Origin of the sequence: Cecembia rubra, assembly GCF_003014575.1 — a bacterium.
Classification (GTDB): domain Bacteria; phylum Bacteroidota; class Bacteroidia; order Cytophagales; family Cyclobacteriaceae; genus Cecembia_A; species Cecembia_A rubra.
In genome coordinates this window covers 29797-43167 of record NZ_PYGF01000009.1, presented here as the reverse complement: position 1 = coordinate 43167, position 13371 = coordinate 29797, and the positions used below count along the sequence as shown (strand labels likewise).

12 protein-coding genes and 3 tRNA genes are annotated in these 13371 nt (G+C 39.3%); 3 read left to right on the top strand and 12 right to left on the bottom strand.

Going from position 1 to position 13371, the window contains the following annotated elements:
- Positions 1-184: 184 nt before the first annotated feature.
- The 4 genes from CLV48_RS15085 to CLV48_RS15070 are packed head-to-tail and all read right to left on the bottom strand — an operon-like array spanning position 185 to position 2762.
- Positions 185-991, bottom strand: a complete 807-nt coding sequence (locus tag CLV48_RS15085; RefSeq protein ID WP_106568133.1) for an amidohydrolase — start codon at positions 989-991, stop codon at positions 185-187.
- 45 nt (positions 992-1036) lie between these two features.
- Positions 1037-1591, bottom strand: a complete 555-nt coding sequence (gene def / locus CLV48_RS15080) for a peptide deformylase (RefSeq protein ID WP_106568132.1) — start codon at positions 1589-1591, stop codon at positions 1037-1039.
- On the bottom strand, positions 1588-2001 hold the full coding sequence (gene ruvX / locus CLV48_RS15075) for a Holliday junction resolvase RuvX (protein WP_106568131.1): 414 nt from the start codon (positions 1999-2001) through the stop codon (positions 1588-1590). Before ruvX ends, def begins: the two co-directional genes overlap by 4 nt.
- The gene (locus CLV48_RS15070; protein ID WP_106568130.1) at positions 2001-2762 is read right to left on the bottom strand and encodes a hemerythrin domain-containing protein; all 762 of its coding nucleotides are present in this window, start codon (positions 2760-2762) and stop codon (positions 2001-2003) included. Before CLV48_RS15070 ends, ruvX begins: the two co-directional genes overlap by 1 nt.
- A 153-nt stretch (positions 2763-2915) precedes the next feature.
- Between CLV48_RS15070 and CLV48_RS15065 the strand changes: the two genes are divergently transcribed.
- Complete coding sequence (locus CLV48_RS15065; protein WP_106568129.1) at positions 2916-4556, top strand: S41 family peptidase; 1641 nt, start codon at positions 2916-2918, stop codon at positions 4554-4556.
- Positions 4557-4758: 202 nt separating this feature from the next.
- Positions 4759-5157, top strand: a complete 399-nt coding sequence (locus CLV48_RS15060; RefSeq protein WP_245889572.1) for a VOC family protein — start codon at positions 4759-4761, stop codon at positions 5155-5157.
- A gap of 77 nt (positions 5158-5234) precedes the next feature.
- Here CLV48_RS15060 and CLV48_RS15055 read toward each other — a convergent pair whose 3' ends face one another.
- Entirely contained in the window at positions 5235-7190 is a 1956-nt protein-coding gene (locus CLV48_RS15055; RefSeq protein ID WP_211299950.1) for a M1 family metallopeptidase, read from the bottom strand.
- 178 nt (positions 7191-7368) lie between these two features.
- On the opposite strand from CLV48_RS15055, the gene CLV48_RS15050 reads away from it, so the two are divergent.
- Positions 7369-9210, top strand: a complete 1842-nt coding sequence (locus CLV48_RS15050; RefSeq protein WP_106568126.1) for a TonB-dependent receptor — start codon at positions 7369-7371, stop codon at positions 9208-9210.
- Positions 9211-9285: 75 nt separating this feature from the next.
- Here the strand turns inward: CLV48_RS15050 and CLV48_RS15045 are convergent, their stop codons facing one another.
- The 7 genes from CLV48_RS15045 to CLV48_RS15015 form a co-directional block, all read right to left on the bottom strand.
- Entirely contained in the window at positions 9286-9525 is a 240-nt protein-coding gene (locus tag CLV48_RS15045) for a GIY-YIG nuclease family protein (protein ID WP_106568125.1), read from the bottom strand.
- Positions 9526-9556: 31 nt separating this feature from the next.
- Positions 9557-9630, bottom strand: a tRNA-Val gene (locus CLV48_RS15040).
- The gene (locus CLV48_RS15035) at positions 9624-9872 is read right to left on the bottom strand and encodes a GIY-YIG nuclease family protein (protein ID WP_106568124.1); all 249 of its coding nucleotides are present in this window, start codon (positions 9870-9872) and stop codon (positions 9624-9626) included. Before CLV48_RS15035 ends, CLV48_RS15040 begins: the two co-directional genes overlap by 7 nt.
- Before the next feature lie 31 nt (positions 9873-9903).
- Positions 9904-9978: transfer RNA gene (locus CLV48_RS15030), tRNA-Val, on the bottom strand.
- Positions 9979-10089: 111 nt separating this feature from the next.
- Positions 10090-10164, bottom strand: a tRNA-Val gene (locus CLV48_RS15025).
- Between the two features lie 259 nt (positions 10165-10423).
- Positions 10424-11968, bottom strand: a complete 1545-nt coding sequence (gene amaB, locus CLV48_RS15020) for an L-piperidine-6-carboxylate dehydrogenase (protein WP_106568123.1) — start codon at positions 11966-11968, stop codon at positions 10424-10426.
- Positions 11969-12029: 61 nt separating this feature from the next.
- Positions 12030-13094 (bottom strand): DUF4421 domain-containing protein, encoded by a 1065-nt coding sequence (locus CLV48_RS15015; protein ID WP_106568122.1) that lies wholly within the window; start codon positions 13092-13094, stop codon positions 12030-12032.
- Between the last annotated feature and the right edge of the window lie 277 nt (positions 13095-13371).

The window sequence follows — 13371 nt, the reverse complement described above, 5'->3', positions numbered from 1 at the left end:
TAAATAGATTTATTTGAGAGAAGTAGCTCAGGGTAATTTTTGGAAAATCAGGTATTTTTCTGATTCATGAGGGTTGAGCTATTTCAAAATTGCGGGCTAAATTAAAGAAATTATACGAGTTTCAAAGTCTGATTACATTAAGGGCATTAATGGGCTTTCTGCTTTATTTTCCGGGTGAATTTATTCAAACTTTTAATTGGAAGCCATCAGCATCCAGCCAAGCAGGGAATTTATCCCTGTAATCTTTTAGCGCTTTATGGTCTAAGTTCACGAAAAGTATTTCCTCTTTATTTTCTGAAAAAACCATTTTTTCTCCTTTAAAATTATAAGCAGCAGAATGACCTGAGTAAGGTACAGCATTTCCATCTTTCCCTACCCTATTGACACCGATGGAGTAACTCAAATTCTCAACTGCCCTCGCCTGGAGTAAAATATCCCAAGCATTGATTCTTGGACTGGGCCAACTTGCGACGTAGAAAACCAGATCGTATTCCAAATCTTTGTTTACCACTTGATTTCTGCTCCAAACCGGAAACCGTAAATCATAACAAATTTGAGGCAATATTTTCCAGCCTTTTAAGCTTAGCACTTCTCTTTGAAGTCCCATGGTATAATGGGCATCTTCATCGGCCATTCTAAAGAGGTGCCTTTTGTCATATTTGCTTACTCTGCCATCTGGTCTCACCCACAACAACCTATTGAAGAAAGAATTCCCTTCCTTAATGACCAGGCTGCCGGTAATTACGGACTGGGTTTGCGCGGCCATCTGGCACATCCACTTGGTTGTGATAAAATTCATGGGTTCAGCCACTTCCGCCGCATCCATTGTAAACCCTGTTGTAAACATCTCAGGAAGTATAATCAGATCTACCATATGTGGTAAATTCATGATTTTTTCTTCAAGCATCGCCAGGTTGGCAGTCCTATCTTTCCAATACAAATCTGTTTGCACAAGTGCAATTACCAAATCAGGAAAAAGCATATCTGTCATAATGGAACAAGAAAAAACCAACAAGACAGCTTGTTGGTCAAGTTTTTATCTCATAGGATAAATCATCCTGTAATCTGTTGGTACTTTTCCTTTGCTAACTTCTATAAGTTTACTTTGTACCATTCGTTTTTTCAGGCCTTTTAGGTAATCTATAAATAGAATTCCTTCAAGATGATCATATTCATGTTGGATGACTCTGGCTGTCATTCCTGAAAACTCCTCTTCTTTCAAATTCCAGTTTTCGTCAAAGTATTCAATAGTAAGCTTTTCAGGCCTGATAATTTCGGCCCTCACATCAGGAATGCTTAAACACCCCTCTTCAAAACCATAATTATCCCCATACTCATCCAAGATAATCGGATTGATAAATGCTCTTCTGATCCCTTTCTCTTCATCAGTCTCATCCAGCATGAGTGTGGAGTCAATCACAAATAACCGGATGCCTTTATTGATCTGTGGTGCCGCCAAACCTACTCCATTGGCATGGTCCATGGTATTGAACATGTCCTGAATCAGTTCCTCGAGGTTATCACCTTCAGCAATATCTTCTGCCTCACGCTTTAATATAGGGTTGCCATAGGCAACAATGGGATAAATCATAATTGTTCTAAGTAAGATTGTAGGATAATTGCAGCACTGACTTTATCCAGATTTCCGGTTTTTTCTATTCTGTCCTTTTTTTTACTTCCCATTGCAATCATGCTCTGCATAGCCATTTTTGAAGTAAATCTTTCATCTATCAAGACAAGTTTTTTATCTGGAAAGAGCTTAGAAAGCCTGTCTTTTAAACTTATAACCCTGGGTGTCATCTCATTAGCATTCCCATTAAGGTTTTTTGGATACCCCAATACGATAGTCTCCACTTCTTCTTTTCCAAAGTAAATTTGAAGAAATTCTATCAATTTTGAAGTTTCCACAGTTTCAAGAGGATTGGCTACAATCTTCATCGGATCTGTAACCGCTAATCCGGTCCTTTTGGTTCCCAGATCTATGGCTAAAATTCTTCCCATCAATTGTTCCTGATTTTCTTTTTGATTTTCCTCAATACTTCTTTTTCCAGTTGGACAGCTTTTGGAAATAAAAGTTCATCTTCTATTTGGGCATGGATGATTAACTCTTTTTCAAAGTTCTGGAGTTCATGATACAGCACTTTCATACTGACAGGCGCATCTTGGGGCAAATAGTAATCTTTGGTTAGCTTTCTGATTCCCTCCATTTCATCATCATGAACTTCATGGGCCTCTGAGAGTGCCGATACAGGGCTTTTCTCCAATATTTTCAAGGATTCCTCAAGTGGAAATTCATCATTTTCTAATTCCTGCAACAGTTTGATTCTTTGAAACAATCTGTTCTCCTCTTCATGGATATGATGTATAAAATCCTCTACAAATAAAGGAAACATGATCCTCAAGTCTGAAAGGACTGCATTATAGGAAGGCTGGTCAACTTGAATTCCCGACACCATATTTGACAAGAAAGGCAGTTCTTGCCTTACAAAAAAATAATGCTTCCTTTTTAAATAAGCCACCAAAACTTCTATTGGATGAAGGAATAGCTCTTCCTTCTCAGGCTCTTTCCTTTGGGCCCAAGCTTCAAGCTCATTGGTCAATTGCTGTGGTTTGATTTTATATTTGTCACAAACCTCCTGTAGGGAGTTTTGTTCATACTGAAAAAAACTGATTCCGAAATAATGAAGTACCGCTGCGAAGACATAATTTTCAGAAACAATGTCTTTGATCGGATTTTTTTCTATATTTCTGAAACTGTTCATAAGGGCAAAATTAACTCATTTTACATAAATAAAGTTAAAAGGCCTACCAAAATCGATTTTATTTCGTTTATAAAAACGAAATGATCGAATATACTGTTTTATGGTATATTGTGATGTAATTTCACGGAGCAAACAATTAAATCGTAGGATCAAGTGAGCGAAATCAAAAACACCAAACAGCAAATCAGACTACCCTTACTACTTGCTTTGGCCATTTCGGCAGGTATCTGGATAGGAGCCACTTTTGCTGAACCAAAAACTGACAGAAATGACCTGAAGGCAGCCATTTACAAGCTTCAGGAAATCATTACATACATCAATAGGGATTATGTAGACAGTGTGAACACCAATGAATTGGTTGAGTACGGCATTCAGAGAATGCTTGAAAAGCTTGACCCGCACTCTTCGTATATTCCAGCCAAAGATGCTACTCTTGCCAAATCCCAATTAGATGGTGAATTTGATGGAATAGGAGTAGAATTTGGAATTATCAGGGATACGATCTATGTAGTTGCTCCCCTCACTGGGGGGCCTTCCGAAAAACTTGGTATCCAATCCGGAGATCAGATTATCAAAGTAGATGGGAAAACTGTTGCAGGAACAGGTATAACCAATCGTGATGTTTTTGATTTATTGAGGGGACCAAGGGGATCAAAAGTGAATGTAGAAATCAAAAGGAAAAACCAGAAAGAATTGTTGCCTTTTGAAATCACTAGGGACAAGATTCCACAATATTCCATCAATGCTTCTTACATGGTCAACCAGGAAATCGGCTATGTGAAAGTAACCAGATTTGCAGCGACTACCCATGAGGAGTTCAAGAAAGCCATAAGAGAACTGAAAGACCAGGGCATGAAAAAGCTAATACTTGACTTGCAGGGCAATCCAGGAGGCTATATGGGCGCAGCTATTAACATCGCTGATGAAATTTTATCCGAAAACGCCCTAATTGTTTCCCAAAAGGGTAAGGTAAACCGCTATAATCAAAAGGCCTATGCCATAAAACCAGGACTTTTTGAAGACGGTTCTGTAATTGTACTGATCAATGAAGGAAGTGCATCTGCCTCAGAAATTGTGGCTGGTGCGATTCAAGACAATGACCGCGGGCTAATTGTGGGAAGACGGTCTTTTGGAAAAGGATTGGTCCAAATGCCTATTGATCTTTCAGATGGTGCTGAATTGAGGCTGACAATAGCAAGGTATTATACTCCTTCAGGAAGATCTATCCAAAAACCTTATGGTGATGATCAGGATTACTCTTCTGACTGGACTTATAGATTTGAACACGGGGAATTCTTTAGTGCGGACAGCATCAAATTCAATGATAGTTTAAGGTATGAAACCCTTTCAGGTAGAGCTGTATATGGAGGCGGTGGCATCATGCCAGACTTCTTTGTATCATTAGACACTACTATGAGCAGTGCTTATGTAAACAGGCTCTTCAATTCAGACTCTGCCAGAGAATTTATATTGGATTACCTGGATAAAAACAAAAAGCAATTTGAGGGAATGAGCTTCGATACCTACTACAAAAACTTTAAGATTACAGATGATATGCTTCAGGCTCTTATCAAAGTTGGGGAGAAGAATAAGGTGAAGTTCGATGAGAAAGACTTTAGGAAGTCCAAAGATTATCTGAAAATCCTGCTTAAGGCTCATATGGGAAGAAATGTCTTTGATGACAATGCTTTCTACAAGGTCATCAACGACATCAATGAAATCTACCTACAAGCTTTAAACCTTTTTGGAGAAGCTGAAAAACTGGCTTTTGCGCCAAAATCCGGCAAAGAATAAACTGTTATTGGTCATTGAATAAAACCAAAAGGGAACCTCAATACGGTTCCCTTTTTGGTTAATTACATCATATTGTTATCCTGATAAAGAAGGTCAATCCAAACCCTTTTTATTAATTTTTTGCTAACTTCAAGTACAAAACCCTCATTGACCTATGAAAAAATCGTTTGTTATTTTAGGCGGAATTATCTGTTTATCAATCATGAGTCATACAGTCACAGCCCAGGCAAAAATCACACACATAGCAGTTTATGTAAAAGAACTTAAAAGAAGTGCGGATTTTTACTCGAAAGTCTTTCAATTTACCGAACTGGATGAGCCCTTTAAGGATGGGCTTCATGCTTGGTTTGATATAGGCAATAATTTATCACTACATATCATCCAAGCTCCTTGGGAACCGATTACTATCAATAAGAATAACCATATTTGCTTTAGCGTTCCGGATATGGACCAATTTATAGCCAAACTAAATAACTTAGGTATTGAATTCGGAGATTGGCCGGGAAACAAGGGAAAAGTGAATTTGCGTCCTGATGGAATCAAGCAAATTTATATCAAAGATCCTGACGGTTATTGGATTGAAATCAATGATGAATATTAATTTTTTGGCCCAAAGTAGAAAACACAAAGTACTCAAAAAGAAGAGTACTTTGTGTTTTTTTAAGAATGCTTAAAAATTTAATCTTGGTAAAGTGATGAAGGCCATTTGTCATTGCCGGAATTGATATCTGTAATTACTTTATCAGGATCAATTTCAACGGCAACTACTTTTTTATTAACCCTTAGTAGGTGATTCCACTGATTCCCTTTGAACCAAATTTCAACCGGAAGCTTTTTCCTCTCCTTTTCACCGTCCTCATAGGTAATTTCCAATAAAACCGGCATAGGCATTTCGCCTAAATTGGCAAGACTGACAACATAATTGGCACCATAAGGATAGACGCCATTAATGGCCAGATCAATATTGGCATTACTGTAGAACCAGCCCTTCCAAAACCAATCAAGATTTTCCCCCGACACATTTTCCATATGGTTGAAAAAATCTGTGGGTTGAGGATGCTTATATGCCCAAGTTTTGATATAAGACTTAAATGCCTTATCAAATATTTCGGGGCCCAATATATATTCTCTGAGCATGATCATCCCCAAAGCAGGCTTATAGTAAGCTACCATTCCCAAATTATTGGATTGAGTCCTATCTGGATGAGTAGCAATAGGTTCTCTGTCTTTATTGGTCAGCCAACCTGTATATCGTCTGGTCTGGATCAGGTTATTGGTATATTCTCCATTATTAAAGGCTAGGTAAGAATAATAGTTAATAAAAGTATTGAATCCTTCATCCATCCAGGCATGTCTCCTTTCATTGGTACCTACTATCATAGGAAACCAATTGTGTCCGAATTCATGGTCTGTCACACCCCAAAGACCCTCTCCTTTAGATCGGAAACTACAGAAATTCAGGCCAGGGTATTCCATTCCTCCCACATTAGAAGCCACATTTACTGCAACTGGGTAGGGATACTCGTACCACATTTCAGAATAATGCTCTACAGAGGCCTTGCTATATTCTGTAGACCTGCCCCAAGCTTCCTGACCATCACTTTCCTTAGGATAAACGGATTGCGCCAATGCTTTCTTACCACTTGGGAGATTGATCCTGGCAGCATCCCAGATAAAAGCTTTCGAAGAAGCAAAGGCAACATCTCTGGAATTTTTCATTTTAAAATGCCAGGTAAGCATTCCCTCTTGTTTAGGCCTGGTGTTTGAGTAGTCTGTAATTTCATCAGGAGTAACGATATAAACACGTTCATCACTTTCTGATGCTGCCTTCATTCTTCTTTGTTGTTCCCGGGTCAAAACCTGTGCAGGATTTACCAATTCTCCTGAAGCCACTACAATATGGTCAAAAGGAACAGTGACTTTATAATCAAAGTCACCATATCCAAGGAAAAACTCTCCGGCACCTAAATATGGATCTATATTCCACCCTGTCACATCATCAAATACTGCCACCTTGGGATACCATTGGGCTATGGAATAAATTACTCCATGTTCTACCTGCTGACGTCCCATTCGGTCCATGCCCTTTTCTGGTACTTTAAATTCAAAGTCCATGGAAACAGTGGCCTGACCTCCGTTGGCTGGTATTGGCTCAGAAAAAGTGACTTGCATTCTTGTATCACTTATAAAATAATCAGATGTCACTGGCTTATTTTTTCCTGCCACCTGAGCTTTTACATTGCTGATTTTATATCCTCCATCAATATCACCACTGTATCTATTTCCCTGAACAGGGGTTGTCAAAGTTCCTCGGGATTCTGGTGTAAATCTGTTTTGCTCTAACAGCAACCAGACAAAATCAAGGTTTTCCGGACTGTTATTTTTATATGTAATGTGAACCTTTCCTTTTAAAATATGCTCTTTTTCGTCCAATGTTACTTCCAACTGATAATCTGCACCATTTTGCCAATAGGCAGGACCTGGTTTACCCGAAGCAGTTCTCATTGGGGAGCCTTGCCTATATCCAAATTCAGTGAAAGCAGCATCTTTGTGGTCTGATACCATCATCTGCGCAAAAACCGTCGTTGAAATCCCCCATAACATCAACAGGAAAAAAAATTTAATTTGCTTCATTCTATACATAAGTTTTTTATTTTGTTCAACCTGCTAAAATTACTGATTGGACTTTGAAGAAAAAACCAACAGAAAAGAATCTTTACCGTTTTTGACCAAAGTGTATGAAAATGCCAATTTTTGTTATTTGATAATAATCATGCTTAACTTTCGGCCCTATAAATAAACCATCAACTGAATGAAATTAAGTGTACTTGCTGCTTTTTTAACCTTAAATCTAAACCATGCGCCTGTTGAGCAGGACAGTTCAACAGTAGAGCTGAGGGAATTCACTATTTCTGAAAACAGATTAGAAATCCCTTTCAACAAAGTTTCCAGAAACATTTCTGTCATCCAAAGGAAAGCAATTGAAACTACTCCTGCCAGAAGTGTACAGGAACTGCTTTCTTTTACCCCCGGAGTGGATGTAAGACAAAGAGGGGTAAGTGGAGTTCAGGCCAATATTGGGATTAGAGGAGGCAGCTTTGAACAGACATTGATGCTACTTAATGGCATCAAGTTGACTGACCCTCAAACCGGCCATCATATGATGAATATTCCCGTACCTTTCCAGTCCATACAAAGGATTGAGGTATTGAAAGGCCCGGGATCCAGGATTTTTGGACAGAATGCCTATGCAGGTGCCATCAATATAGTAACAGAGCTTCCCGAAACCAAAAGTTTGAATATTCAGGGATTTGGAGGTGATTTTGGAATGCGGGGAGGGCATATTATCAGTTCTCTCCCCATTGGAAAATACAAGCAGACATTTTCTGTATCCCATGATGCATCAGATGGCCATTGGTATAATTCAGATTTTAAGGTCAATAATGTATTTTATGAATCAGGGTATGAATTGAATGACAAACACGAATTCAACAGCATGTTAGGCTACACAGATAGGACTTTTGGAGCCAATGGATTTTATACCAATGCGTTTCCTGACCAATGGGAAAGTATCCAGACCTATCTCGGCGCACTTAGCCATTCCTACAGAAACAAAGGGCTATTTGTGCAAAGCCGTGGCTATTGGAGACGAAATGTAGATGAATTCAGGTTGAGAAGAAATGAACCGGAGTTTTTCACCAACAACCATACTTCCGATGTGCTGGCCCTAGAGATCAATGGTGCCTACACCCATCAATGGGGAACCACAGGACTTGGTATTGAGACCCGGGAAGAACGGATCAACAGCAGCAATCTAGGAGAAAGAAACAGAAGTTTCATTGGCATCTTTGCTGAACACAGAATTGAATTTCTGGAGAAATTTGATGCAAGGGCAGGCCTTTATTCCAACTACTACAATGAATTTGGCTGGAGACATTTTCCCGGGGCAGAATTAGGTTTTCAAGTGGATAAATTTTCTAGATTCTACACCAATTTTGGTTCCAGTTTTAGAATTCCTTCTTTTACTGAACTGTATTACCAAGATCCCAGCAATTTCAGCAACCCGGATCTTTTGCCGGAAGAAGCATGGAACTATGAATTTGGATGGAAGTTGAATAAAAGCAGGATAAATGCAGAGATTGTATACTTTTACAGGTTTACGGAAAACCTGATAGACTATACAAGGGATCCCAGTACTGTTCAGCCAAACCCTAACCGATGGACCCCCAGAAACATCAGTGAAGTAACTTTTAGGGGTATAGAAACTGCCATTCAGTATGCTCCGAATCTGGGAGGCAAGCAGGCAAAATTAAGTGAAGTTAGTTTAAGCTATAACTACATCAATGCTGATCTGGTCCAGGCTGAAGGGGTAGAATCAAGATTAGCTTTGAATTCCTTGCGTCATCAGGTAATTGCGGGCTTGCAGGCAGATTTTATTCAAAAGATAGAACTTACTGTAAAAGGAAGGTACATAGAGCGAATCGCATTGGATCCCTATTTCTTACTGGATGCCCGCCTGGACTACAATAGGCTTAAAAAACTGGGATTCTTCGCTGAGGTCTCCAATATTACTAATTCAGATTATGTAGAAGCCGGATTTGTACAGATGCCGGGAAGATGGGTGAAGGCGGGGTTTTCGTTGAGAGTGAATTGACCTTCTATCAATAAAATTAGAGCTATTCAAAAAATGAATAGCTCTTTTTATGATCATTTAAAAACTAAGATGTTTTTATATGATTTTTGTTTTCTTACGGCTTTTCCAAGATTTTACCTTCCTTTCCCGGGCATATGCCCCAACCTTATCCGGATATTCTTCCTGATATACCAATTTCCAATCAGCAGTCCTTCCCGTAAAACCTTTATGGTTGGATAAATGCTTTTTCAGCCTCTGATCAAGAGAATCACAGGTGTGGCCAATGTAAAACCTGTCCAAAATTTCAGAATACAATATGTAAAAGTAGCAGGACATAAAATAAAAAAAGCCCCGAAATGGGGCCTTGTGGGAGGTGAGGGATTCGAACCCCCGACCCTCCCGACTGTATGTCGGGATGCTCTGTTCCAGCTGAGCTAACTTTCTATCAATTCCTTGATCTTCTTACGGCTTTTCCAAGATTTTACCTTCCTTTCCCGGGCATATGCCCCAACCTTATCCGGATATTCTTCCTGATATACCAATTTCCAATCAGCAGTCCTTCCCGTAAAACCTTTATGGTTGGATAAATGCTTTTTCAGCCTCTGACCAGGAGAATCACAGGTGTGGCCAATGTAAAACCTGTCCAAAATTTCAGAATACAATATGTAAAAGTAGCAGGACATAAAATAAAAAAAGCCCCAAAATGGGGCCTTGTGGGAGGTGAGGGATTCGAACCCCCGACCCTCTGCTTGTAAGGCAGATGCTCTGAACCAGCTGAGCTAACTTCCCATTAACTCTTAAGGATTCGGACTGCCAACTCTTCCGACTTTAGTCGGAATGCTCTGAACCAGCTGAGCTAACTTCCCTAATTTTAATTTGGATCTTCTCTAAGGTCGTTTGTGGGAGGTGAGGGATTCGAACCCCCGACCCTCTGCTTGTAAGGCAGATGCTCTGAACCAGCTGAGCTAACTTCCCATTAATTTTATAGATTCGGACTGCCGACTCTTCCGACTTTAGTCGGAATGCTCTGAACCAGCTGTGCTAACTTTCCTTTAGAACCATTTGCTTACCAAACGGATTGCAAAGGTAGATTTATTTTTTTTCGCTGCAAATTTTAATTTCAAAAAATCATCCTCAATTAATTAATCCATTGAAAATGAATATTGTATTTTTTCTATCATCATTCACTACAACTTTATTTCGATGAGGGAAATTCTCCCTCATCGAAAAACTATCAAATATCAAACTTAATTCCCTGTGCCAATGGCAAGGCCTTGCTGTAATTGATTGTATTGGTCTGTCTACGCATATAAGCCTTCCAGGAATCCGATCCGGACTCCCTTCCTCCACCTGTTTCTTTTTCTCCGCCAAAGGCACCACCTATTTCAGCACCAGAAGTACCAATATTGACATTTGCTATACCACAATCAGAGCCCGATGCGGAAAGGAAAGCCTCAGCCTCTCTCATATTTAAGGTCATGATGGCAGAAGACAATCCCTGAGGGACTCCATTGTGCATCGCTATGGCCTCATCCAAAGTTTTGTACTTCATTATATATAAGATAGGAGCGAATGTTTCTTCCTGAACCATTTCAAAATGGCTTTCCGCCTCTATGATGCAAGGTTTTACATAACAACCAGATTCAAACCCGGGACCATCCAAAACTCCTCCATTTACTATTACTTTTCCTCCCTCAGCCTTTACTTTTTCAATTGCCTGTAGATACAATTCCACCGCTGCTTTATCAATCAAAGGACCCACATGATTCTTCTCATCCAATGGATTCCCGATCACAAGTTTACTGTAAGCGGAAGCCAATCTTTCCTTTACTGTCTCATACACAGACTCCTGTATGATTAATCTCCTCGTGGAAGTACAGCGCTGACCAGCCGTTCCCACTGCACCAAACAGGGCTCCCCTTACAGCAATATCCAAATCGGCATTTTCGGTGATGATGATCCCATTATTGCCCCCTAACTCCAACAAAGACCTACCCAATCGGGCAGCAACTTCCTGACCTACAATCTTACCCATACGGACAGATCCTGTGGCAGAAATAAGAGGTACTCTTTTATCTTTGGTCATCATTTCACCCACCTTATAATCTCCAACAATCAGATTGGAAATCCCCTCAGGAAGGCCATTCTCTTTAAAAACCCTTGCCACAATATGCTGGCAGGCTACAGCGGATAAAGGCGCTTTTTCAGAGGGTTTCCAAATACATACGTCTCCACAAACCCAGGCGATCATACTGTTCCAAGACCAGACAGCTACAGGAAAATTAAATGCCGAAATGATTCCTACCAGACCAATTGGATGCCATTGCTCATACATCCTATGACCAGGTCTTTCGGAATGCATGGTCAATCCATATAATTGTCTTGAGAGACCAACTGCAAAATCACAGATGTCAATCATTTCCTGCACCTCTCCCAAACCTTCCTGATAGGATTTACCCATCTCATAGGAAACCAACTTACCCAAATCCTCTTTTACATCCCGGAGTGCGTTGCCAATCTGCCTTACAATCTCCCCCCTTTGTGGTGCAGGTTTAGCTCTCCAAATCTTAAAAGCCTCCTCTGCCTTCTGGATTACTACTTCATAAGATGACCTATCGCTTATCTGAATTTCACCTATTAAAGCAGCATCAACTGGAGAAAAAGAACTGATAAAATCTCCTTTGGTTTCAATCCATTGGTTACCGGTTGAAGTTCCCAGATTCTTTTTGCTCACTCCAAGCCTTTCCAATACTCTTTCAATGCCAAATGTATCTAACATGTTTTTAGGTTTATATACTAATGAAATGATGGTAAATCTAATAAAAATCCCGGGCTAGGACTTATTTTTTGCCCTTTTGTCTTTTCCCTGGCGTCAAAAACCTTGATGGCTCTACATAATCTAGGTACTTTTTAAGTTGGGGCCCGGGCATAAACCTATATATGAGGTTGATCCTGTAATTACCAGTAATAAATGCCGGATTAAATTCATCAACAGCAGACATCCGGACATAGCTTCGGACATAATTTGAATTGATCGACCATTTGGGGGAATTATACCCAATAAATACTCTTCCAAAGAAATTAGGTTGGACACTCCATTTATAATTCCTCCTCTCCTCAATTGCGAGGTAATTCCTTCCCAAATCCAAATTAGTGGACACCATCCCTGTGACAAAAAAATGCTTTAGGAAAACCAAGGTATGAACGTATCCTGCATTAGGCCCGAACTGAAAGAAACCTAACCTCGAAAAATTTCGGTCAATAGGTACCTGATCCTCCGAAAAGAACAATCCTTCATTATCTGCAAATCCCCCAAAGGCCTCAAATCCGGCCAAAAAACTACCTGCTGATTTCTTTTGCCTGGCACTTTGCAAAAAAGCCGCTTTCATGGACAGCTTATCACCATTAAACAAATATTGAAAATTACCACCAAACATCCTTACTGTCAAATCTGGATAAAGAAAAGGATTTATGGTATAAAGCTCCTCATTAAACCTCCGCAGGTAATAGCCAGTATAAAATTGTCCAAAAAGATCGATCACAAAATTCTTTGGGTAAATATGGGCTTGGAGATCCAGCATCTTTGTTTCTCCCCTTCCCCTTTCCGGATTCATAAAACCAAATCCTAAACCAATATTTAAAGTAACATCATTGTAAGTGGCACCAACACCAAGATTTAAATTAGAATTTGGTTGAAAGCTCCAACGGTTATCATTTAACCTATCATTGACAGTCAAGGAAGTATATTTCCTTGAAATATATAATCTAGTGGTAAGACAGCTTTTATAACTTTCATAGTATGTAGAATCCTGGGCCAGTGTTCTATTAATTGGGACAAAAAAAAGCGTCAGTACTATAAATATCAATTGAAAAATTGCAATATCTGCTTTTAACATAGCTCTCATTAGCTTTTTTAAACAATCGAAAACTTACACTAACCTAATAAAAAAAATCCGCATCGCTGCGGATTTTATTCATTAAATGAAGGTCAGAAAAAGTAATTATCGAAATAACCCCCATTCGAATTTCAATAAAAACATTTAGCAGAAAAAGTTGCTTAATCACCCGAAACAAATATAAGCAAGAGTATTAATACAATCCAAAACTTTGACTTAGTTTTTTTTGGTTTTTTAGCAAAAAAACAACAAATCGATTTTATTGAAAAATCAAATACAGAGAAAT

What these genes read in the sequence shown, in the direction of transcription:
- CLV48_RS15085 (WP_106568133.1), bottom strand. Translation starts at nt 991, where the DNA reads ATGACAGATATGCTTTTTCCTGATTTGGTAATTGCACTTGTGCAAACA.
- def (WP_106568132.1), bottom strand. Translation starts at nt 1,591, where the DNA reads ATGATTTATCCCATTGTTGCCTATGGCAACCCTATATTAAAGCGTGAG.
- ruvX (WP_106568131.1), bottom strand. Translation starts at nt 2,001, where the DNA reads ATGGGAAGAATTTTAGCCATAGATCTGGGAACCAAAAGGACCGGATTA.
- CLV48_RS15070 (WP_106568130.1), bottom strand. Translation starts at nt 2,762, where the DNA reads ATGAACAGTTTCAGAAATATAGAAAAAAATCCGATCAAAGACATTGTT.
- CLV48_RS15060 (WP_245889572.1), top strand. Translation starts at nt 4,759, where the DNA reads ATGAGTCATACAGTCACAGCCCAGGCAAAAATCACACACATAGCAGTT.
- CLV48_RS15055 (WP_211299950.1), bottom strand. Translation starts at nt 7,190, where the DNA reads ATGAAGCAAATTAAATTTTTTTTCCTGTTGATGTTATGGGGGATTTCA.
- CLV48_RS15050 (WP_106568126.1), top strand. Translation starts at nt 7,369, where the DNA reads ATGAAATTAAGTGTACTTGCTGCTTTTTTAACCTTAAATCTAAACCAT.
- CLV48_RS15045 (WP_106568125.1), bottom strand. Translation starts at nt 9,525, where the DNA reads ATGTCCTGCTACTTTTACATATTGTATTCTGAAATTTTGGACAGGTTT.
- CLV48_RS15035 (WP_106568124.1), bottom strand. Translation starts at nt 9,872, where the DNA reads ATGTCCTGCTACTTTTACATATTGTATTCTGAAATTTTGGACAGGTTT.
- amaB (WP_106568123.1), bottom strand. Translation starts at nt 11,968, where the DNA reads ATGTTAGATACATTTGGCATTGAAAGAGTATTGGAAAGGCTTGGAGTG.
- CLV48_RS15015 (WP_106568122.1), bottom strand. Translation starts at nt 13,094, where the DNA reads ATGAGAGCTATGTTAAAAGCAGATATTGCAATTTTTCAATTGATATTT.